Genomic DNA, 23,100 nt, shown 5'->3' with positions numbered 1-23,100 from the left:
GAGGTATGAATGTGAAAGATCAAACGATTCCAAGAGCCACTGCACGCAGGCTTCCTTTATATTATCGGTACTTAAGAATTTTGTATGATGCAGGAAAGAACAAGGTTTCTTCAACTGAGCTGAGTGAAGCAGTCCAAGTCGACAGTGCAACCATTCGCCGTGATTTTTCCTATTTTGGAGAACTGGGCAAAAGAGGTTACGGATATGATGTCGAAAATTTGATGAATTTTTTTGGTAAAACACTGAATGATGATGAACTGACAAATGTCGCACTGATTGGTGTGGGGAATTTGGGCAGCGCACTTCTGAAATATAAATTTCATCAAAGCAACAGCATTAGAGTGAGCTGTGCGTTTGACATTAATGAGGATATTGTCGGAAGAATTGTGGATGGTGTACCTGTTTACCCGATTGAAGATATGCTGGAGCAAATTAAAATGCAGCAGATTGAAGTTGCAATTTTAACACTGCCTGCACGTAAAGCTCAGGATATAGTAAATCAGTTGGCAGAAGCCGGAATCAAAGGGATACTAAACTTTACTATCGCCCGCCTGGCAGCTCCGTCACACGTATTGATTCAAAATGTTGATTTAACCAATGAGCTGCAGACATTGATTTATTTCCTGCATAATGATGAGAAATTAATTGATGTGGAAGAATCAGAATAATTAGTGTTGCAAAAGCAAATATGAAGCAAACAAAAAGGAGTCGTTGCCCGAACTGAAAAATGTTCTGGAAAAGATTCCTTTTTTGGTGTTTGCTTTTTCTTTTTAGATAACAAAACAGCTCTCAAATCATTGTGGGAGGTCCAGCAATCCATAATGAACAATGAGCTGTAGAATAATGACTAATGTATTCATTCCGCAATGTGCAATAACGGAAGTCCAAATTTTTCCGGTCATTTTATAAAGGATGGTAAAAAATAAACCAAGGAAGAAATAAACAAAATAATTTCCATCCATATGAATCACGGAAAACAGTATAGAGCTGATCACAGCAGCAAGCCAAAATCCTGTTTTAGGAAATGTAAACAAGTCAATCAATGAACGGCGAAAGACAAATTCTTCCATAATAGGACCGCCAATGGCCGTAGCAAGGATAAACAGTTTATTTTCTACAATAACAGAGATGATGCTTTCTGTATTTTCCGAGCTGGGCTGAGTGTTTGTGATTGCCATTTGTATCCCCATAATGAGTGCTTGAAGAATTAATGCAATAAATATTCCGCTAATTCCCAGAAGTAAAATAAATACGGGTGAAGTTAATTTCCCTTCCTGCTCAATTTCTATTTTTGAATGATTTCTAAAATAAAGAAAAATCATTGCAGCAGCGCCCAGAACATACGCAAATGTCGACCATAAAATGACGATTTGCTGAGAAGCACCAGCCAATGCCAGCGGTGAGAGAAAAATAACGAAATAGAGCAAAGTGATAGTGATACTGGTTTTCTTTTTAGCCATGAAGATCCTCCCTTATTTAACAATTAGTAAGAGTATATCATACAAAAGTAATCTTTGGTAAAGAGGTTCTTCTATTTTTTGTCACGATAGCCAAGAAATAGAAAAATGAATATCGCAAAAAATAAAGCTTCCCATAAAGTGGTCGTCCAATTGATGGTTCTGTCTACTCTAAAGAAAATGTTTCCGATATTTGCAACGAGTAGATAAATAATTGTTAAAAGAGCAGTTTGTATTATACGCTGTCTCATAGCATGAACTCCTTTTTCTTTATTTTATTAAGGATACTTTTCTTCTTCTAGTTTATCATGAAGCTGCTGAAAAGTTTAATTGAAAGATAACAAAAGAGATAATTAGATAAGAAAGGTAAAATTTTCTGTTCAAAAGACTTGCAAAGCAGAAGAGAAATGAGTATTATAAATAGTGTGAGTTAGCACTCGATTATCAAGAGTGCTAATGTATGTAAAATTATTATTATGGAGGGATTTATTGTGTTAAAACCATTAGGCGATCGCGTCATTCTTGAAGTCGCGGAAGAAGAAGAAAAAACAGTGGGAGGCATCGTTTTAGCTTCAGCTGCAAAAGAAAAGCCACAGACTGGAACTGTTATCGCAGTTGGTGAAGGCCGTATTCTTGATAACGGTACAAAAGTTCCTGCAGAAGTTAAAGAAGGCGATACCGTAATGTTTGAAAAGTATTCTGGAACAGAAGTTAAATATGAAGGAAAAGAGTATTTAATCGTTTCCGGAAAAGATATTATCGCAGTTGTAGAGTAAATTTTTAAGTAGAAGATAGTATTAAAAAAATAAAATAAGGTGGGAAAATCATGGCAAAAGAAATTAAATTTTCAGAAGATGCCCGTGCGGCAATGCTTCGCGGTGTTGATATTTTAGCAGATACAGTGAAAGTGACTTTAGGGCCTAAAGGTCGTAATGTAGTTTTGGAAAAATCTTTCGGTTCTCCACTGATCACAAATGATGGTGTGACGATTGCAAAAGAAATCGAGCTGGAAGATCATTTTGAAAACATGGGAGCAAAGCTGGTTTCAGAAGTTGCTTCTAAAACAAATGATATTGCTGGTGACGGAACAACAACTGCCACAGTATTAACTCAGGCAATTGTTCGTGAAGGGTTGAAAAATGTAACTGCGGGAGCTAATCCTTTAGGGATTCGCCGCGGTATTGAGTTGGCAACAAAAACTGCAGTAGAAGAACTGCACAATATTTCAACGGTGGTTGATTCAAAAGAAGCAATTGCACAGGTTGCTGCGGTTTCTTCAGGTGATGAAAAAGTGGGTCAGCTGATTGCTGATGCAATGGAAAAAGTCGGCAACGACGGAGTTATCACAATTGAAGAATCAAAAGGAATTGAAACAGAGCTGGACGTTGTTGAAGGAATGCAGTTTGATCGCGGCTATTTATCTCAATACATGGTAACTGACAACGACAAGATGGAAGCTGTTTTGGAAAATCCTTACATTCTGATTACTGACAAGAAAATCTCCAATATTCAGGATATTCTGCCATTGCTGGAACAAATTTTACAGCAATCTCGTCCGTTGCTGATTATTGCTGACGATGTGGATGGCGAAGCATTGCCAACATTGGTATTGAACAAAATTCGCGGAACATTTAATGTTGTTGCAGTAAAAGCACCAGGCTTTGGCGATCGTCGTAAAGCAATGCTTGAAGATATTGCAGTATTAACTGGCGGAACAGTGATCACAGAAGAACTGGGACTTGAATTAAAAGATACAACCATTGAAAATCTTGGTAATGCAAGTAAAGTCGTTGTTGATAAAGACAATACAACTATCGTAGAAGGTGCCGGAGGGAAAGAAGCGATTGAAGCACGCGTTCAATTGATTAAAAACCAAATCGGTGATACTACTTCTGATTTTGATCGTGAAAAACTACAAGAACGTTTAGCTAAATTAGCCGGTGGTGTAGCTGTTGTTAAAGTCGGCGCTGCTACTGAAACAGAATTGAAAGAATTGAAATTGCGAATCGAAGACGCATTGAATGCAACTCGTGCAGCTGTTGAAGAAGGTATGGTATCAGGTGGTGGTACTGCACTGGTGAATGTGATCGGAAAAGTTTCTGAAGTAGAAGTTGAAGGTGACATAGCAACAGGTGTGAAAATCGTTATTCGTGCATTGGAAGAACCAATTCGCCAAATTGCAGAAAATGCTGGTTATGAAGGTTCTGTTATTGTAGACAAACTGAAAAATATCGAATTGGGAACAGGATTCAATGCAGCAAATGGTGAATGGGTAAACATGGTGGAAGCCGGAATCGTTGATCCAACAAAAGTAACTCGTTCTGCATTGCAAAACGCAGCTTCTGTAGCAGCATTACTGCTGACAACTGAAGCAGTTGTTGCAGACAAGCCTGAACCTGCCGGAGCAGCAGCACCGGCTATGGACCCTTCAATGGGAATGGGCGGCATGATGTAAGCAACCTCTAAGAACCTTGAGAAATCAGGGTTCTTTTTTTCAGAATTAGCTATTTTTAACTAAAAGGGGCAGAAAAGGGGCAAAACTTTCTAAAAAAGATTATGTAAGCGGGAAATAAGGTTAACCAATCCGGAATTACAACAATCGGCTAAAAGAACCATGGATGCTTTAGCAGCCAAAGGTGGGATTACTCGATTAGATGATCTAAAAGGAAAAATACATATTATGATAACTGGATAGATATTTTCAAAAAAAGATACTTACAGGAAGCGATTGAAAAGCAAAAAAATTAATATTCTATCAACCTAAAAGTGATTTCTTGTTTATGATAGGTAAGACATGGTGTATCATTCATATAAAGTAAGAAATAAAGGAGTAATATATGAGGCAAGTATGGGACAAAATTTTATTGATACCTATTATAGGTAAGATTATAAGGTTGATTTCTAAGCTAATTAGGTGGATTTTTAACTTTAGAGCTTTTAGGTTAGCTTTTGGAGTAATTCTTTTTTGTTTCAATGCATTATTTTTTAGTGCTCTTATTTACGGTATCGACAAAAAAATGTTTGCAACAAAATTTATCCTGGTTTTTGGAATTCTTATGTTTTTGTCAGCAATTCTTTTAGCTATTTCTATAATTATAATAATAGTAGATATTTCTGCAGAGAATTCTATTACCAAATTAACCAACATGTATTCAGGGTTATTTAAATGGGTCAGCAATAACGATGTGGGGAGTGCGACCTTGGTAGTAAAATCACTATCTCAAAATGAGAAAGTGAAAGAGTATTTTAAAGAGACTGGGGGTATAATTATAGAAGAGAGCAGATCAGATAGCAAAAAGTTTAAAGTACCTAGTGTTGAAAAATATTTTCTTGGTTCTGTGATTGAAATTGTAGATTTGCTTGACGAAGCGACTAAAGAGTACTTAGTTTCGATTGACAGATTTATAAAATTTGAAAACTCAAGTAAAATATACAAAGAAAAAATAATTGAGAGTATTTTAAGTGTTACTTTTATCGCTTCTATTTTAGCTGCTTTAAAAAATGGAATTGATTATTATGTTAATGAAGAGACAAAAAATGTGGGGATAATAATTATTATTTTTGTTCTTTCTACAGCTGTTATAGTAGGTTTGATTGTTCTAAACATGTATTTAAAGCAAAAGACTGAAAACAATGCAAAAAATTTCCTTAGATTTATTATTAAAGAAATCAAAAGTAAAAATGAGCAAGAAAACTAATTTTAATTAACTAGCCCATTGCCTACTTGGGGCTCTAAATATTAAGTGAGACAACTAAAATCGTATGTGGGAATAAATTGAATAAGCAATATTTTAGCGCTGTGTCTGGGAAATTTCGTGGATGGAGTGCTTTTTGTGCTGTTATTTATTTGTGCATGGGAAAAGGAGAGCCAGACTTATGAAAACTTTTGTTTTAAGTAAATGTAAAGATTATTTGTAATTAAACCTGCAACTATTCCTAGGTTCTGTTCAATTCCGGAACGGCAGTCAAGTATATATGAAGTTAACCAATAACTTTTTATTTTTTCATTGTTGCTTATTTGAGTAACGTTTCTTTTTATTTGATCATCTTGTCTGAGATGGTCTTTTTATTTACATATTTTTCGAAAAAGGTAAAGTGTGTTAGCATTGTATGTACTTGGTTGTAAAAAATAAAAAGAAGGACCAGCGTGATGCCGGACCTTCCTTTTTTTATACGCCTAGTTTTTCTTTCAATGCTTCAGTAAGAGTTGCGGAGAAATTTATTCCAGCTTCGTTGCCTAATTCATTCAAATATTTTGGAATAGAAAGAGTTTTTTTCACTACAACGTTTTTAGATTGAGCTTTGAAACGAGTCAAATCAATATCCACTAAGGTTTCCATATCGTTTTCTTTTAAGTCATATTTAGTAGCATTTGATTCAGGGAATGGTTTCCCTTCTTTTTCAAATTCGATTAACATATTTCCGATATAGTCCCGTGCCATAGAAATAGCATCGGCCACATCTTTGCCTTGTGTGAACCCTTCAAAATCTGGAATAGATACAAAATAATCATAACCGGATTTATCTTTTTCATAGTTTAATATAACTGGATATACAAATTTATTTGTCATAATATATTTTCCTTTCTTTTGTTTATTATTGTATAATTTACAATGAAGCAGAGGGGCTTATTTGAGTCCGTACTTCCTGATTAATGCTTTTGCCAGTCTTTCATTTGTTTCACGATGTCGAACAATTTCTTCTGTTTTTTTACCGTTGGTGTAGATGTCATGATTGCTTCCGTGTCTCAAGAACCACCAACCGTTATTCTTGAATAGCTTTACTAGGTCCCTAGTTTTCATTCCAAGCCTCCTTTGTACATATTATTATACGTGATAAACACGTGTCATTCAATGGGTTTTATGAATCATCTTGAACTTATTTTGATCATTTATAGGGCAAAACTTTTCTGCTAGTCCCTACCAGCGGGATTCTTAAAATGAAATTTAATAGCTAGAATCCCTTATTTCATGGTCTTTTAAGCTAGTGACCCCTGTCATATTAAGCTCGGACTGATGAGCGGCATGATGTAATAGGCTGAAATAGAAAATACAATGCAGTATGAGTGGAAGATTACGGACTGGGACCTGGAAGGGGTGCTTGTCCGTAGTCTTTTTTAGAATCATAAATTGAAATACAGAAACAGCTGGGAAACTTTTCTTTCCCAGCTGTTTCTGTATTTATCCAAGGCTAAAAGGTAATTGTTCTTCTGTATATTTTTTTGGATTAGGCACGATACCCAAATGATAATCGATAGAACCGCCCTTTTCTAAATCACTGTGTACAAAGAACAGTGAAGGGTGGCTGACATTATTTCGTTTCACTTCATGAACAAACTGCTGCTGAATCTGATTAGGAGTACTTGTAATAGTAAGTGTATTGCCGCTTGATAGTTGGATTTCAGCTTTATCAAATAAAGGGATACCGATGACATATTCTCCACTGCCGGCAGTAACAGGATAGAAGCCTAGAGAACTGAAGATGAACCAGCAAGACATGCTGCCATTATCCTCATCTCCTGGATACCCCTGAGCAGTGCTGCTGAAGCATTGGCTCATTAGTTGTTTGATCATAGGCTGTGCCATTTCAGGCTTGCCCAGGTAATTGAATAAATAAGGAAGGTGGAAGCTTGGCTGATTTGATAGTGCTACCTGTCCGAACTCTATTGCCGCCATCTCACTCATTTCATGAATTTCGAAGCCGTAGCCTCCTGTTTTATACAAAGGCTTTTGATTACAAAGCGCAATCAGCTTCTTCTCAAAGTGTTCTTTACCGCCATATTTATCGATTAAACCCGCAAAATCATGATAAACAGCAAAGCTATTTTGCCAGGCACTCCCTTCAGCGTAGTCTGTTCCCCAACAATGAGAGTCAAAAGCTTCACGAAATTGACCGTCTACATCTTTTGCACGCATAAATCCAGTTTCACTATCAAATAAATGAGTATAATTTTTTGCCTGTTTTCTATAATCTGCAGCATCTGGATCTCCAAGTAGGGAGGCCACTTGATGTATACAAAAATCACTGTAGCAATAATCCAGTGTGTGATTAACAGATTCGTGATACGTGCTTGGAACATAGCCATAGGATAAATAATCGTTTGTCCCGTGACGACCATAGTTTTCGTGATTACTTTGATCTGTCGCTGCTTTTTTCATTGCCTGCAAAAAGGCAGGCATCAAATCCGGACGAATTCCTTTAATCGCTGCATCAGCAATGACTGCATCAATCAGTGTGCCCGGCATCATTCCGCGCTCATCAGGAGAAAGCCATTTAGGCAGAAAACCTGTTTCTTTATAGCTGTTTAAAAAGCCTTCCAGCATTTCACCGTACTTGTCTGAAGCAATTAAGGAATATAAAGGATACACGGTTCGAAACGTATCCCAAAATCCATTATTTGTATAAAAGACACCTTCTCGAATGGTTTGATTAAATGTGTCATAGTGGACAGGCAGTTCTTTTTCATTTAATTCATAAAAGGTTTGGGGGAATAGAAATGTTCGATACAGCGCATGATAAAAAGCAGATACCTGTTTCTGGTCATGATGAGTAATTTCTATCCTATTTAAGTAATCTTCCCATGCAGATTGGGCTCGGGAAAGGAAATCTACTTTTGACAAGTCTTCTTCTCGTGATAAATTCAGTTGAGCCTGCTCCGCAGAAATAAAAGAGGCGGCGAGTTGGATTGTTTGCTCAGCGGCATCACCAAATCTAAGAATAACGAAGCCGTCTTTACCCTCAGTCGGACCTTCAATTATCGTCAGGTCATCTTCAAAGCGGAGGATAAAGTAAAAAGTGAAATTCTTATCTTCACATCCGGAAAAATTAATGATTTCTCCGGAAACAGTCGTTTTATCTATTTTTTTTATTTTATAACGGCCAGGCAGAGAAAGAGCTAGTCCGCCATGCTCTTGGATGCCGGATAAAGAGAGCAATGCGCCATACATGCTGGGAATCAGCTGAGAATGAATCTGATAACGGCTGCTTGTGATTTCCAAACAAGCAGGATTGAATGTGCTGTCTTCCGGACGATAAGAGCTTTGAGCATGGAATAGATTATTTTCACTAAGCTCACCACTTATGGGGAGCAGAATCAGATGGCTGAAATCGCCCATCCAGGGACTGGGCTGATGGGTAATACGGAATCCTTGAAAAATACGGTCATCTGGATGAAACCACCAGCTCCCTTTTTGGTCAGTTGTCTGTGGTGCGAAAAAATTCATACCAAAAGGAACACCTGTATAGGGCAGGCAATTACCGTGAGAAAAGCTGTATTGATTGTCTGTTCCATGCCTTGTATCGATTGTTGAAATTTTCATGCTGTACTAAGCTCCTTATTCGTTAATAGTGGATTGCCGTAAAATAAGCTTTACTGGAACCTTCTCATCAGGAGTTGTTTGATTCTGTATAAGAGCAACAATTTTAGAACCGGCCAGCTGACCCAATTCAGCGAAATCCTGTGCCACAGTTGTTAGCGGCGGTTCAACTAGAGAAGCTGCCTGAATATCATCAAAGCCAATAACAGAAAAATCTGCCGGAATTTGATAGTCCGCCTGCTTAAGCTGCCTCATGAGTTCAATAGCGATTAAATCATTTTCACAGACAGCTGCAGTCAGCTGATTGGAACGAATGTACTCTACCGCAGTTGAGATCGCCGCTTCAGTGTCATTTAACTTTGTTCGAAAAGTCAGATCCTTTTTGTTTAATGCATCAACATAACCTAAATAGCGTTGTCGGACAGTTTGAGGATGATGTATTTCTCCAAAAATATAGCCAATTCTTTGATGACCACTTTCGATTAAATGACCAGCAGCCAATTGCCCGCCTTGAAAATTATCTGACAGTACCGCTGGGAATGAAAAGTCGTATAGTTTCTTGTCTAATGTAACAACTGGAAACTCTAGTACAGACAGCTCAAAAAGGAGGTCGAGCTGTGTTTCAGTATTGACTGCGTAGTAAATCAGTCCGTCAAATTCCTTAATAATCATTTGCGCAGTGTGTTGTTCCAAATAATCAGAAGGCGTCATCAGTAATTCGAAGCCATGCTTTTGGATAACTGGATAAATGCCTTCATTGAAATTACCTAAAGACAGATCGTTGGCAAAAGGCAAAATAAAAAGAATTTTTCCTGTTTGTTCTGTTTTACTTTTCCGATTTTTTACAAAGCTGCCTCGTCCTTGCTCCCGATAAATGTATCCTTCGTTTTCAAGCTCTGTTAACGCTCGTTTTGATGTAATACGGCTTACCTGATATTTTTCAGAAAGTTCCATTTCGGTAGGAACCTTACTTTCCGGAGCCAGACTTCCGGTTTCAATCAATTTTCGGAGATCTCCATAAATAAGTTTGTATAAGGGTTGTTTCATAATCGATTACACCTCTTGATTTGATATATCATATTTTGATGATAACATATCACTGGATAATTGAAAACCTTTTTAATTAAAAAAAAGATAGACATACATAGAAAATACGGCTATACTGAGTACATCTAAATGATATATCAATAAACGAGGAGTGAATAGTAAATGGTATATAAAAGCATACCAAGTTCGGTGGAGAAATTCATGAAGGAGATTACAGAAAAATGCGGAGAAGAGCATAAGGATTGGGCAGAAAATTTTAATGCTGCATTTGCCGATACACTTTTAACTACCGTAAAGAGACATGAAGATGGTACGACCTTTTTATTAACAGGAGATATTCCGGCGATGTGGCTGCGTGATTCTACTGCACAAGTAAGACCTTATCTAGTGATTGCGAAAGAAGATGAAGAGTTAGCAGATATGATTAGCGGTTTAGTAAAAAAACAGTTTCAATGTATCAATATTGATCCTTATGCAAATGCTTTTAATGAAAGTGCAGATGGTGCCGGCCATCAAACTGACCATACGGAGATGAATGACTGGGTATGGGAGCGTAAATATGAAATTGATTCACTTTGCTATCCGGTTCAGCTGGCATACCTGCTTTTTAAAAATACCGGACGTACAGATCAATTTAATCAAGAATTTGTCGAAGGAATTAAAAAAATCCTGCATGTATTTCGTACCGAACAAAATCATGCAAATTCCCCTTATCGCTTTACACGTGACACGTCAAGAACTGAAGATACGCTGATCAATAGCGGCAGAGGTGCAGAGATTTTTCCAACAGGTATGACCTGGTCCGGTTTCAGACCAAGTGATGATGCTTGCAAGTACGGCTATCTGGTACCTTCCAATATGTTTGCAGTGGTTATTTTGGGGTATCTGGAAGAACTATTCAGCTCGGTACTGAAGGATAAAAAAGTTGTTGAACAGGCAAAAATATTGAAAGAGGAGATTCAGCGGGGAATTACTATTTACGGAATCACAAGGAATCAGGCAGGAGAAAAGGTTTTTGCCTATGAGGTGGATGGAAAAGGAAATGCGACAGTTATGGATGACAGTAATGTTCCTAATCTGATTGCTGCTCCTTATTTGGGGTATCTTTCTGAGGAAGATGAGGCTTACCAGGCGACTCGTCGAACATTGTTAAGTAAAGAAAATCCTTATTACTATGAAGGAGCTTTTGCCAAAGGAATTGGCAGCTCTCATACACCGGAAAATTATGTCTGGCCTATTGCGCTGGCAATGGAAGGTATGACTGTTTCGGATAAAAAGGAAAAGGAGCGTATCCTTAATTTGTTGACAGCAACCGATGCCGGAACGCACCTCATGCATGAAGGCTTTGATGTGAATGATCCGAATCAGTATACAAGAGAATGGTTTTCTTGGGCAAATATGATGTTTTGTGAGTTAGTGATGGATTATTTTGATATCCGAGTTGAAAAATAATGGATAACCTTTGGAAGGAAAGATGGGAATGAAGAAAAAAGTATATATTGTATCACACAGTCACTGGGACCGGGAATGGTATCTGCCATACGAGCAGCACCACATGCGTTTAATTGAGCTGATGGATGATTTGCTGGAGCTGTTTGAAACAGATCCTGAGTTTAAAAGTTTTCATTTGGATGGTCAAACAATTATTTTGGATGATTATCTGCAGGTACGTCCGGAAAAAAGGGCAGCCGTTCAGCGGGCAATTGCTGAAGGAAAACTACAGATTGGTCCTTTTTATATTCTTCAGGATGACTTTTTAATTAGTTCTGAATCGAATACCAGAAATATGCTGATTGGCATGGAAGAAAGTAAAAAGTGGGGTACACCAGTTGCTTTGGGCTATTTTCCAGACACTTTTGGAAATATGGGACAGACGCCGCAGATGATGCTTCAGGCTGGGCTGAAAAGTGCGGCTTTTGGTCGAGGCGTAAAGCCAATCGGGTTTGATAATGAGGTTTTGTCAGATGATCATTTTACATCTCAGTACTCTGAAATGTTTTGGGAAGGACCGGATGGAAGCAGAATCTTTGGTTTATTATTTGCCAACTGGTATTCAAACGGTAATGAAATACCAGTGAATGAAGAAGAAGCAAAAATTTTTTGGGAGCAAAAGCTGGCAGAAGTTGAAAGATTCGGCTCAACCAGACATTATCTTATGATGAATGGAGTTGATCATCAGCCTGTTCAAAAGGATATTACAAAAGCAATTCACACAGCGAACAGACTTTTTCCGGATTATGAATTTATTCATGCTGGTTTTACAGAATATTTGAAAGAAGTACAAAAAGAGTTGCCAGAAGACTTGGGAACTGTCACTGGGGAATTGACAAGTCAGGAGACAGATGGCTGGTTTACGTTGGCGAATACAGCTTCTTCCAGAGTTTATCTCAAGCAATGGAATACACAAGTATCAAGACAACTCGAAAATATTAGTGAGCCTTTAGCTGCTATGGCATATGAGCTGACCGGGAAATACGATCATGATACTTTGGATTATGCATGGAAGACACTAATGCAGAATCATCCTCATGATAGTATCTGCGGCTGTTCTCTTGATGAGGTGCACCGTGAAATGATGATGAGATTTCAAAAAGCGAATGAGGTTGGAAAGTATCTCGCAGAGGAAGCAGCAGCCAGTTTGGTAGAAGCAATGGATACCTCTGGATTTCCGGAAAACAGCAGACCCTTTGTTATTTTCAATACATCTGGTCAGAAAAGAGCAGGGATTGCGGTGGTGGAAATTGAGCTGGAGCGAAAAACATTTAAAGAAGGTTTGCCGGTACAGTTATACAGCATGTTAAAAAATCAGCCTTCCAGAGACTACTATGTGATAAATCAATTTGGCGACACAGTGAATGCCTCCATTACCACTGAAGAAGTTCTATTTGATTATGAACTTCCAAAAGATGCGTTTCGTATCCCTTTTATGAAACGTTTTGTGACAGTGAGTGTCGAGACCTCTGAGATGGCAGAATTTTCATGGGAAACATTGGCACTTGTAGAAGGAAAAAAAGAAAATGAAAAAGTAAAACTGGTTCATGCAAATGGCAGGATATTGGAAAACGAACAGGTAAAGGTTGAAGTTGCTGCAGACGGCAGTATAGCAATCACTGATAAAGGAACAGGAAAAACAGTGGAAAACCTGCTGGTCTTTGAAGATGTGGGAGATATTGCCAATGAGTATATTTTTAAGCAGCCTGAAGGAGATCAGGCAATTCTTTCAACAAATTTTACTCATAACATTAAAATAATGGAAAATTCTGATATCTGCGGAAAAATTTGTCTGACTCAAACATTGAGAATTCCCAAATCAGCAGATGAATTATTGGAAGAGGAACAGAAAGCTGTTGTTGATTTTCGATACCGAAAGGCACAACGTTCAAAGGAGATGGTGCCATTTACTATTGAGACGCTGATTACAATTGATCGTGTAAATAAACATGTAGGATTCGAAACAACGATTGACAATCAAGCGAAAGATCATCGTCTGCGTGTTCTTTTTCCGACAGGGATAAAAGCTGAAACACATGAAGCTGACAGTATTTATGAAGCAGTTGTACGACCCAACAAGGTATCCAGCCATTGGGAAAACCCTGCGAACCCTCAGCATCAGCATGCATTTGTAAACCTTCACGATTCATATTTTGGTGTAACCGTATCCAATATCGGTTTGAATGAATATGAAATTATTGAAGATACTATTGCGCTGACACTGCTTCGATGTACAGGAGAGCTGGGCGACTGGGGCTGGTTTCCAACTCCGGAAGCACAATGTATAGGGCAGCATACATTTACTTATGCAATTGAATTTCATGGAAGACCTGATCAGCGTTACCAGACCTATCGACATGCTCACAGTCTGCAGATTCCTTTCAGTACAAAACAGCTTCCCAGACAAATAGGAAGCTTGCCTGGCTGCAATCAATATCTGATAGTTGAAGGAGATACGTTTGCAGTAACAGCTTTAAAACGCAGTAAAGAAAAGAATCGGCTAGTTCTTCGAGGGTATAATCTATCTGATAAACATGCTGATTTGACAATCAAAAAAGATAAAGAACAGCTTTTTCTGTTGAATCTGCTGGAAGAAGACCAGAAACAGAAATATTCTAATCAATTGAAGCCCTGTGAAATTCGTACGATTGGCTTTGGGGAGGCTGACTAATGTATTATGGAGCAATTGAAGCCGGAGGAACTAAAATGGTTTGTGCCGTTGGAGATGAAGCATTGACGATTATTGACCGCTTGGAGATTCCTACGACCCTTCCGGAAGAAACGTTGGAACGGATTTATGCCTTTTTTGATCAGTATTCTTTGTGCTCTATGGGAGTAGGCTCATTTGGTCCAATCGGTATTAATCCGGATAAAGATAATTATGGTTATATTCTGGCAACTCCAAAAAAAGGTTGGACAGCCTTTGATCTTTTAGGGAATTTAAAGAGTCGCTATTCCATTCCTTTTGCCTGGACAACAGATGTGAATGCTGCTGCTTACGGGGAAATGAAAAGAGGAGCAGCCAAAGGTAAAAAGAGCTGTATCTATCTGACTGTAGGAACAGGTATTGGAGCCGGTGTTGTGATTGACGAAACGATCTTTCAAGGGCTTGGACATCCGGAAATGGGGCATATCAGAATCAGGCGTGCTGACTCAGACCGTTATGAAGGCACTTGTCCGTACCATCGGGATTGTTTGGAGGGATTGGCGGCAGGTCCTTCTCTTGAAACCAGAACAGGGACGAAAGGCGAAAATCTGCCGGAAGCACATCCGGCATGGGAACTTCAGGCCTACTATATTGCACAGGCATTGATGAATTACACGTTAACACTGGCGCCAGAGAAAATCATTTTAGGCGGAGGCGTCATGAATCAGGGGCATTTGCTTCACAAGATACGTAGACAGTTCATTGAACAGATGGCAGGATATATGGATACTCCTGAAGTAAATGAATATATTGTTCGCTGGCAGCTTGCTAACGAGAGTGGGATTATCGGCTGTCTGCTTCTGGCAAAGGAAGCAGTTTAGAAAATAGGCAGGCAGCAGAAATATATATAAAGCTTTTTTACTTGTATTTTTAGAAGATGGCTGGGAGTGTGATATTAGTAAGTCTTATTCCTTAAAACTGAATAAACGATGGTCCAGACTTTGTATGCCTCTGTATTTAGTTGAGGTTGTGACAAAAGCGATCAGCTCCGAGAATTAAGAAGGAATATCCGAAAATTGTTAAGGAACACTATTCATAGAATGAATAGCTGTGAATGGATACACTTCGCTGCGATCACATCAACTTCTACGTATGAAACATACGAGAGTTGACAGGCTTCACTAGGATTGTTTTAGCAGAGTAGATGAAGTCCTGTCACCTACTCGGTGAAGGATCTGGAGCTCTGATTGTTTGGCTTAATTCCGAAGGAGCTCCTTTTGTCCCGCCGTTTATTGGGGGGAGATACGAGGAGAGTTCAGAACTTTATTTCTGTCCTATTCTCAGTTGTTTTACATTCAGTTGTCTCCTTGTATATGGAATAAATTCTGACAATTTATCCCATCAGAGCTTCACGTACTCTCTTACTAGATGACTTATACTACTAAATAGTTCGGCAGATAAGTTTGAACAACATCTTTAATTTGTTTCGAAAGACCTATAGTTTGTTTCTTAAGTTCTTTTGTTGAAAGCGTTATCCTTACTAATGAAAGGAGCGAAAGAAATGAATAAAAGAAAAAAGAGCATCTGGCAGCAAATCTGGCAATTTAAAGCACTTATTTTAATGGCTTTGCCGGGTTTCATCTGGTTTATATTCTTTTTCTACATACCAGTGCTCGCAAATATTGTAGCATTTAAAGATTTCCATATTTCGCCGGATGGTTTTCTTGCAAGTTTGAGAAATAGTCCGTGGGTTGGATTTGAAAATTTCAAATTCTTATTTGCATCCAGTGATGCCTGGCTGATTACAAGGAATACACTGCTTTACAATATTGTGTTTTTGGCATTCAATCTGTTTTTTGCGATTGCATTTGCGATTATTATGAGTGAACTCCGAAATAAGAAAGCAGTGAAAGTCTATCATACTATGTCTTTATTGCCGTACTTTCTCTCTTGGGTTGTCATTTCATACTTTGTCTATGCATTTTTGAGTCCTGATAAAGGAATTTTAAATCAATGGATTACAAATGCAGGTGGAGACGGAATTAACTGGTATGCTGATCCAAAGTGGTGGCCGCTGATTTTCGTCGTACTGAATGTCTGGAAAAGTCTTGGCTATAACAGTATTATTTACTACGCTTCTGTCATGGGAATTGATCCGACCTATTATGAAGCAGCAATGGTGGACGGTGCCAGCAAATGGCAGCAAATTAAAAATGTGACGATTCCTCAACTAATTCCAATGATATCTGTTCTGCTGATTATGAATATTGGAGGAATCTTTCGAGCAGATTTTGGTCTGTTCTTTCAAGTACCGAAAAACTCCGGTGCTTTGTATCAGGTGACTGCTGTTTTGGATACGTACATCTTTAACGGACTGACTGCTACAGGGGACCTTGGGATGACTGCTGCTGCTGGTTTATATCAATCTGTGGTAGGTGCCTGTCTGTTGCTGGCAGCGAATTTTGTTGTTCGAAAACTTGAACCGGATTCAGCCTTATTTTAAGGGGGACTTTAATATGAAGAAAAAAAAAGTACAACAAGTTGAAGTTCGTTCCTTTAATTCAACGGTCAACTTGATTTTCAGCATAGTCATTGCGCTTTTTGCAATTTCCTGTATTCTGCCGTTTTTCTTTGTTATTGTTATTTCGTTGACAAGTGAAACTTCATTGGCAGAAAATGGATACCGCTTCTGGCCAGGAGAATTTTCTACAGCAGCCTATACTTACCTGTTCAGTGGGCAGATGAGCAGTAAGATCTTTCAGGCTTTCGGTGTAACCGTTTTCGTAACAGTTTTTGGAACATTCGTTAATGCAACAATGACTTCGTTGTATGCCTATGCCATTTCAAGGTCAAATTTTCCATTTCGACGTTTTTTCACATTGGTTGCATTAATTACGATGTTGTTTTCACCGGGAATGGTAGCGAATTATTTGGTTATGACAAATCTTCTGCAATTGAAGGATACGATATGGGCACTGATTCTGCCGCTGGCTTTAGGTCCTTTTAATATTCTTGTAATGAGGACCTTCTTTAAAAAAACAGTACCGGACAGTATTATTGAATCGGCAAGGATTGATGGCGCAAGTGAAATAAAAATTTTTGTTTCTATTGTTTTGCCGCTAGCTGTACCTGGTATTGCAACGATTAGTTTGTTTGCTGCCTTGGGCTATTGGAATGATTGGTTTAATGCTTTGCTGTATGTTCAAAAGGATTCTCTGATTCCTTTACAGGCGTTGTTAATGCGCATTCAAAATAATCTTGATTATCTGGCAAAAAGCACAGGAATGGCTGCTCAGGTTCAGGGAGGGCTGGCAGCTCTGCCAAGTGAATCGGCCAGGATGGCCATTGTTGTTGTTTCAACATTACCGATTGCAGTTACCTATCCGTTCTTTCAGCGATATTTTGTCGGCGGCTTAACAATCGGCGGTGTGAAGGAATAAAAATATATAGGAGGAATAGAAATGAATAAGTGGAAAAAAGCAGCTGTAATTGCAGGAGCAACAGCTTTAACAGTAGGGCTGGCAGCTTGTGGTTCAAATGATAACGCTTCAGGAGAAGCAGATGGTGTGACAACTTTGCTGATGTATCAGGTGGGGGATAAACCCGATAACTATGATCAGCTGATGGAGATTGCAAATAAGCGTATCGAGGAGAAAATTAGTGCGAAGATTGATTTGCAATATATCAGCTGGGGAGATTGGAATCAGAAAATGAGTACAATTATCGCTTCAGGTGAAAATTATGATCTTTCTTTTGCCTCTGATTATGTAGCTAACGCTCAAAAAGGTGCGTATACTGATTTAACAGAATTGGCGCCTGAATATGCAAAAGAAGCTTATGAACAATTGGATGAAGCCTATATTAAAGGAAATTCAATAGATGGAAAATTGTATGCTTTTCCAGTTAACGGGAACATCTATGCACAGCAAATGCTGACATTTAACAAACAATATTTGGATAAATACGACATTGATATCAGCTCCGTTCATTCGTATGCAGATGCTGAGGAAGTATTGAAAATCTTCCATAAAAATGAACCGGGAATTCCTGCCTTTGCGATTGGTCAAACATTTGAACTATCTGGAAACTTCGATTATATTATTGGAAAAGAATATCCATTTGCAGTAAAACTTGATGGCGATACAACGAAAATTGTTAATCAGTACGCAGATAAGGAACAGATGGAAAACTTTAAATTGATGCATCAATGGTACACAGATGGGTTGATCCCTGCAGATGCGGCGACTAATACAACCGGCTTTCCTTTGGAAGGAAATACATGGTTTATGCGTGAGGAAACACAAGGACCGATGGATTACGGTGATACAATATTAACGAATGCAGCAGGACAGGAGTTGGTTTCACGACCAATTACAATTTCGTTAAAATCAACAGCACAGGCTCAAATGGCGAATTTTGTCATTTCCAATGTCTCTAAAAATAAAGAAAAAGCAATGGAATTTCTTGGGCTGTTAAATAGCGATCCAGAACTTTTAAATGGACTGGTTTACGGAGTTGAGGGAGAAGCTTGGGAGAAAATTGAAGGAGAAGACAACAAAATCAAACTGCTGGACGGCTATCAGCCCAATAACCATATGGCAGCCTGGAACACTGGAAATAACCTGATTCTTTATACACAGGATACTATTACAGATGAAATGATCAAAGAGCGCGATGAAAATATAGCTGATTCAGAATCTTCACCAATTCTGGGCTTCAATTTCAAGACAGATGCTGTGAAAACAGAAATTACAAATATTGCCAATGTAATGAATCGCTACAAATCCAGCTTGGCGACTGGTACAATTGATCCGGAAGTGAATATACCAAAGCTTTTAGAGGACTTGAAAACAGCTGGCTGGGACAAAGTTTGTGAAGAAATGCAGCAGCAATTTGATGAATTTCGTAAAACAAATAAATAGCTCCATCTATTTTTTTAAATGAATATCGAACGCAGGATAAATCTATGAGGTATGAGTGATTTATCCTGTGTTCACTTACATAAACAGGAGCAATGTTCCTTGCTTCAGTATCGTTATAATAACAAAGGGAAACGAGGAAAGGGCGGAATTACATGGTCAGTTCAGGACTGGAAAAAGGCTTTTCAATGATTTGGGCTATTGTGAAACTTAATTTTATTTTTATTACATTTACACTTCTTGGCGGGCTTTTTTTAGGTATTGGTCCTGCTTTTCAAACAATCAGTGATTTGGTTCAGATAAATGAACTGGGCTATAGGGAGACAACCTGGAAACTTGCATTTGAGCGCTGGAAAGTGAATTTTATCAAAGGTAATCTATATTTTTACTTGTTTTTCAGTATACAGATAGTTATTTTTTATAACCTTTATCTCTCCAGCAGCCTGCAAGGACTGATTTGGATGATAATTGACTTTATTTTGCTGTTTGCAGTTCTTTTGCTGACTGTAGGTTATCTATATGTATTAATGAATGAGTCAACCTATGAGCTGAGTTTTATCAATCTTTTCAAGCTGTCTTTTATCAGTATTTTTTTAAATTTCACTGTCTTTTTAAAAATTATTGTCGGGCTTACAGGGATTATTCTGTTTACATTGAGTATGAAAGGACTTATATTATTTGGGAGTTTTAGTCTTATTATTCTATGGATGTCATTTGCCAGTAAAAAAAATCGTGAATGGATCGATGGAAAGTTAACATATGAAAACTAAAATTGCTGATTTTTTTAAAAAGGATTTCCTGATTAATCAGTTGATGCAGCTCTATAGTATTTTGCTGATTCTTGTTTCTATCTTTATTATGCTGACACTCAGCTTGTATACTGGAATTGAACAATTCCACAGTAGCTGGCAGTCAGTTGAGAATACGGGACTGCAGCTGGATAGCTATACGCAGGAAAAAAGTCGGTTGATGACAGAAGTACTTGGTGAATTTACGAATTCAGATCGGCAGTTTGAATCAGTGAGAAACTATTTGAATTTAACCCCAGCTGAATATTTTGACTATACAAATGAAATCTATCGGACAACAGGAGAAAATATTTATATTCCCAATACCCTTTCCAGAATATTTAATACTTATGGGGAAATCAGCGAGCTTGCCATTCGGCTTGAAGAAAGTGAATATTATCTAAAAGCTGACAGGGAACGGCCTCAGGGAACAGAATTTCAGGGGAATCAAATAATTATGGATGAAAGTCTGTATCTGATTCGATCCATTTATAATCCCGGCAATCTGACTCAGGTTGTTGGTCAGCTGTTTATTGCATTCGATGATTCGATGGTTCTGGGCAGTCAGAGTGAGGAGAATCGACAGAGAGGAATCAGCAGCTTCATCTATTCAAGCAGCGGGCAGCGTCTATACGAGAATAATACACAAATGAATGAACAGCAGCTGACTGCACTCGACGAGCAGATGCAGCAGGGCAGGAGAGTACCGCTGAATTTTTTGAAAAAGAATTACTATGTGAAGGCAGTCAGCAGCAGGGAGGACCGGACGATTTTAATACTTTTAAGCAAACAAAGAATATGGAAGGAGATTTTCGCTTTTGCTGGAATGATTTTCTTTTTTGGTATTCTGATTATTGCCTTATTGCTTTTAGTGTTAAACCGCACATTTAAACGTTATTCCTCTCAAGTACGAAATATTGTGGAAGCTACGAAAAAAGTCAGTCAGGGGAATTTTAAAGAACAAATTGACACAACAGAAGTCCAACAGGAACTTAAAGAAATTGCGGAAGCAATCAATCAGATGACTGTGAGTATTAATGACTACATTGAAGATATCTACACATTGGAAATTAAACAGCGGGATGCACATATGCGTGCGTTACAGTCTCAAATTAATCCTCATTTTCTGTATAATACGCTGGAATATATTCGGATGTATGCTCTTAGTCGCCAACAAGAGGAGCTGGCTGATGTTGTTTATGCGTTTTCAGCCTTGCTGCGGAACAACACGACACAAGAAAAAACGACAACATTGCAGAATGAATTGGACTTCTGTGAAAAATATGTTTATTTGTATCAGATGCGTTATCCAGATAAAATTGCTTATGTTGTGACGATCGAAGAAAATCTTAAGACTTTGAAAATTCCTAAGTTTGTTATTCAGCCGCTTGTTGAAAATTATTTTGTCCATGGCATCGATTACAGCAGAAATGATAATGCAATCAGTATTAAAGCATTTTCTATGAAGGGGAAAATTTATATACAGATAGCTGATAATGGAAAAGGAATTGACAATGAAGAATTGAGCATGATTTTAGAAAGAATGACAGATCAGGAAGTAGATCTTCAAAATTCTATTGGGTTGAAGAATGTTCATGAGCGATTGAGAGGTTTCTATGGTGAAAAGTATCAGATACAGATTGATTCCGTACCTTGGGAAGGGGTTAAAATAAGTATTGTGTTAGATAGGGAGGTATTGGAAACGTGATGAAGTATAAGCTGATGTTTGTGGATGATGAATATATGATTCTTGAAGGGCTAAAGATGATTCTCAATTGGTCGGAACTTGGATTTGAAGTAGTTAAGACCGCTAAAAGCTCTGATGAAGCATTGAATTATTTAAAAGATCACGAAATTGATCTGCTGATTACAGATATCAATATGCCGGATATGAGCGGCATTGAACTTGTCAAACAAACACAGTTAAAAACAAAGGATTTTTTTACAATTATTTTATCCGGATATGAGGAATTTGATTTTGTTAAAAAAGGGATGCAGCTTGGGGTAAAGAATTATCTGGTGAAACCTGTAAATAAAGAAGAGTTGAAGAAGAGTGTTCTTGAGATTCGTTCAGAATTGGAGAACCGACAACTGCAGAAGGAACAAAAGGAGCTGTACCGGGAAACAGGGTTAATTCTTTGGCTGAATGATGAATTAAATGAGGGGGAATTTCAAGGATTGCTTAGGCAGTTCCCAAGTACTGTTGAACCGCCTTATACAATACTCTTGTTTAATGGTCCGGCAGATGTACTCAAAGCAGTGGCTGACTACTTTATGGATATTGGGCAGCCAATGACCATTTATGGCAGATTTAACGAGGATCAGCTAATTGTAATCTACAATGGAAGTCGTCAAAAGCTGCTGTTGAGTGTTCGAATGATTGAACAGCAATTTACTGGAGCAAATTGGCAGATGATTATCAGTGAAACAATCGAAGCTTGGGAAAACCTGTATAAAAGCTTTGAAAAAATTAAACAGATTCAATCTCTGCAGGCATTTTATCCTGACCTTCTTCCACATAAAAAAGTTTTAAAAGCGGATACATTAAATAAAGAAGCAGAGCTGCCTTTTCTTTCATTTAATGAAGCATTGACGATTGGAGATCGTAAAACGATACACCAGGAGCTGGATAAGATTTTTGAGCAGCTGTTGTCGGCTCAAGCAGATCCGGAGCAGGTAAAGTACATTTCTTTTCTGCTGTTTACAGATATTTATCGACAATCGCCGGCTCTCTCATCCGATGACTACGAACAGGTAATTGCTGAAATTAGAACAGGTAATACGATAATGGATCTGCGCCAGCTTTTTGATACGATTTTAATTAAAACAAGAGATCAAAAAAGCCGTAAACGCTACTCAGAAACAGTTCAACACGCGATTGAGATCATTAATGAGTTGTATACAAAGGAGCTCTCATTGAAATCTGCTGCAGAGACCCTCCATCTAAGTGTAGTTTATTTAGGTCAGCTGTTCAAAAAGGAAACGGAGCTGAGCTTTAACCAGTATTTGAATTTGGTTCGTATTAAAAGAGCTCAACACTTGTTGCTCCACACGCAGCAGACGATTAATGAAATTTCTGAATCCATCGGCTACAATAATACGAATTATTTTTCAAAATTGTTCAAAAAACTGAATGGACTTACGCCCAAAGAATTTCGGGATAAGTACAGAGAAGAGTATGATTCTTTATAAGTTTATTTTGATTATCTGATTTGTCAAATTAAAGAGGACAGAAGAGCTTGTAGGTCGATCGCTTATTGAGGTTCTTCTCAAAGTTAACCTTGAGGGACAAAACTAGATCGTGCTACTTATTTGCTCCTGCGATTACTCGTCGCATAAAAAGCTTGCTCCTGCGATTACTCGTCGCATAAAAAGCTTGCTCCTGCGATTACTCGTCGCATAAAAAGCTTGCTCCTGCGATTACTCGTCGCATAA

19 protein-coding genes are annotated in these 23,100 nt (G+C 38.1%); 13 read left to right on the top strand and 6 right to left on the bottom strand.

From position 1 onward, the window contains the following. Nucleotides 1-11: 11 nt before the first annotated feature. Nucleotides 12-668, top strand: a complete 657-nt coding sequence (locus IW492_RS02435) for a redox-sensing transcriptional repressor Rex (protein WP_202064787.1) — start codon at nt 12-14, stop codon at nt 666-668. Nucleotides 669-794: 126 nt separating this feature from the next. Here IW492_RS02435 and IW492_RS02430 read toward each other — a convergent pair whose 3' ends face one another. Then, nucleotides 795-1,460, bottom strand: coding sequence for a CPBP family intramembrane glutamic endopeptidase (locus IW492_RS02430; protein ID WP_202064785.1), 666 nt, complete (start codon nt 1,458-1,460; stop codon nt 795-797). A 71-nt stretch (nt 1,461-1,531) separates the two neighbouring features. After that, nucleotides 1,532-1,708 (bottom strand): hypothetical protein, encoded by a 177-nt coding sequence (locus tag IW492_RS02425; RefSeq protein WP_202064783.1) that lies wholly within the window; start codon nt 1,706-1,708, stop codon nt 1,532-1,534. A 240-nt stretch (nt 1,709-1,948) separates the two neighbouring features. Here IW492_RS02425 and groES point away from each other — a divergent pair, with 240 nt between their 5' ends. The 3 genes from groES (at nt 1,949) to IW492_RS02410 (ending at nt 5,155) form a co-directional block, all read left to right on the top strand. Next, nucleotides 1,949-2,233, top strand: a complete 285-nt coding sequence (gene groES / locus IW492_RS02420; protein WP_202064781.1) for a co-chaperone GroES — start codon at nt 1,949-1,951, stop codon at nt 2,231-2,233. Between the two features lie 50 nt (nt 2,234-2,283). Then, a complete protein-coding gene (gene groL / locus IW492_RS02415) occupies nt 2,284-3,912 on the top strand; it encodes a chaperonin GroEL (RefSeq protein WP_202064780.1) in 1,629 nt (542 codons plus the stop codon). 382 nt (nt 3,913-4,294) lie between these two features. Next, on the top strand, nt 4,295-5,155 hold the full coding sequence (locus IW492_RS02410; protein WP_202064779.1) for a hypothetical protein: 861 nt from the start codon (nt 4,295-4,297) through the stop codon (nt 5,153-5,155). A gap of 471 nt (nt 5,156-5,626) precedes the next feature. Here IW492_RS02410 and IW492_RS02405 read toward each other — a convergent pair whose 3' ends face one another. The 4 genes from IW492_RS02405 to IW492_RS02390 all read right to left on the bottom strand — a co-directional run bounded on the left by IW492_RS02405 (nt 5,627) and on the right by IW492_RS02390 (nt 9,820). Continuing rightward, a complete protein-coding gene (locus tag IW492_RS02405) occupies nt 5,627-6,028 on the bottom strand; it encodes a type II toxin-antitoxin system HicB family antitoxin (RefSeq protein ID WP_202064778.1) in 402 nt (133 codons plus the stop codon). Nucleotides 6,029-6,085: 57 nt separating this feature from the next. Further along, nucleotides 6,086-6,259, bottom strand: coding sequence for a type II toxin-antitoxin system HicA family toxin (locus IW492_RS02400; protein WP_202064777.1), 174 nt, complete (start codon nt 6,257-6,259; stop codon nt 6,086-6,088). A 378-nt stretch (nt 6,260-6,637) separates the two neighbouring features. Next, entirely contained in the window at nt 6,638-8,776 is a 2,139-nt protein-coding gene (locus tag IW492_RS02395) for a GH92 family glycosyl hydrolase (RefSeq protein ID WP_202064776.1), read from the bottom strand. A 15-nt stretch (nt 8,777-8,791) separates the two neighbouring features. Further along, the gene (locus IW492_RS02390; RefSeq protein WP_202064766.1) at nt 8,792-9,820 is read right to left on the bottom strand and encodes a LacI family DNA-binding transcriptional regulator; all 1,029 of its coding nucleotides are present in this window, start codon (nt 9,818-9,820) and stop codon (nt 8,792-8,794) included. 162 nt (nt 9,821-9,982) lie between these two features. Here IW492_RS02390 and IW492_RS02385 point away from each other — a divergent pair, with 162 nt between their 5' ends. From IW492_RS02385 to IW492_RS02345, 9 genes are all read left to right on the top strand, one after another. Further along, complete coding sequence (locus IW492_RS02385; protein WP_202064757.1) at nt 9,983-11,272, top strand: glycoside hydrolase family 125 protein; 1,290 nt, start codon at nt 9,983-9,985, stop codon at nt 11,270-11,272. A gap of 28 nt (nt 11,273-11,300) precedes the next feature. Next, nucleotides 11,301-13,982, top strand: a complete 2,682-nt coding sequence (locus tag IW492_RS02380; protein WP_202064755.1) for an alpha-mannosidase — start codon at nt 11,301-11,303, stop codon at nt 13,980-13,982. Then, entirely contained in the window at nt 13,982-14,839 is an 858-nt protein-coding gene (locus IW492_RS02375; RefSeq protein WP_202064754.1) for an ROK family protein, read from the top strand. The genes IW492_RS02380 and IW492_RS02375 overlap by 1 nt, the downstream gene beginning before the upstream one ends. Before the next feature lie 662 nt (nt 14,840-15,501). Then, the gene (locus IW492_RS02370) at nt 15,502-16,461 is read left to right on the top strand and encodes an ABC transporter permease (protein ID WP_202065048.1); all 960 of its coding nucleotides are present in this window, start codon (nt 15,502-15,504) and stop codon (nt 16,459-16,461) included. Nucleotides 16,462-16,474: 13 nt separating this feature from the next. Continuing rightward, nucleotides 16,475-17,398 (top strand): carbohydrate ABC transporter permease, encoded by a 924-nt coding sequence (locus IW492_RS02365; protein ID WP_202064753.1) that lies wholly within the window; start codon nt 16,475-16,477, stop codon nt 17,396-17,398. A gap of 21 nt (nt 17,399-17,419) precedes the next feature. Beyond that, nucleotides 17,420-18,880, top strand: coding sequence for an ABC transporter substrate-binding protein (locus tag IW492_RS02360; protein ID WP_202064752.1), 1,461 nt, complete (start codon nt 17,420-17,422; stop codon nt 18,878-18,880). Nucleotides 18,881-19,032: 152 nt separating this feature from the next. Further along, entirely contained in the window at nt 19,033-19,647 is a 615-nt protein-coding gene (locus IW492_RS02355) for a YesL family protein (RefSeq protein WP_202064748.1), read from the top strand. After that, a complete protein-coding gene (locus IW492_RS02350) occupies nt 19,637-21,373 on the top strand; it encodes a sensor histidine kinase (RefSeq protein ID WP_202064746.1) in 1,737 nt (578 codons plus the stop codon). The genes IW492_RS02355 and IW492_RS02350 overlap by 11 nt, the downstream gene beginning before the upstream one ends. After that, nucleotides 21,373-22,857: a response regulator transcription factor gene (locus IW492_RS02345; protein WP_236671758.1), complete on the top strand. Its 1,485-nt coding sequence runs from the start codon at nt 21,373-21,375 to the stop codon at nt 22,855-22,857. The genes IW492_RS02350 and IW492_RS02345 overlap by 1 nt, the downstream gene beginning before the upstream one ends. The last annotated feature ends 243 nt before the right edge of the window (nt 22,858-23,100 follow it).

Source organism: Enterococcus sp. BWB1-3 (assembly GCF_016745275.1).
Classification (GTDB): domain Bacteria; phylum Bacillota; class Bacilli; order Lactobacillales; family Enterococcaceae; genus Enterococcus_L.
The sequence above is the reverse complement of the archived record's forward strand: the minus strand, read 5'-3'. Positions and strand labels throughout refer to the sequence as shown.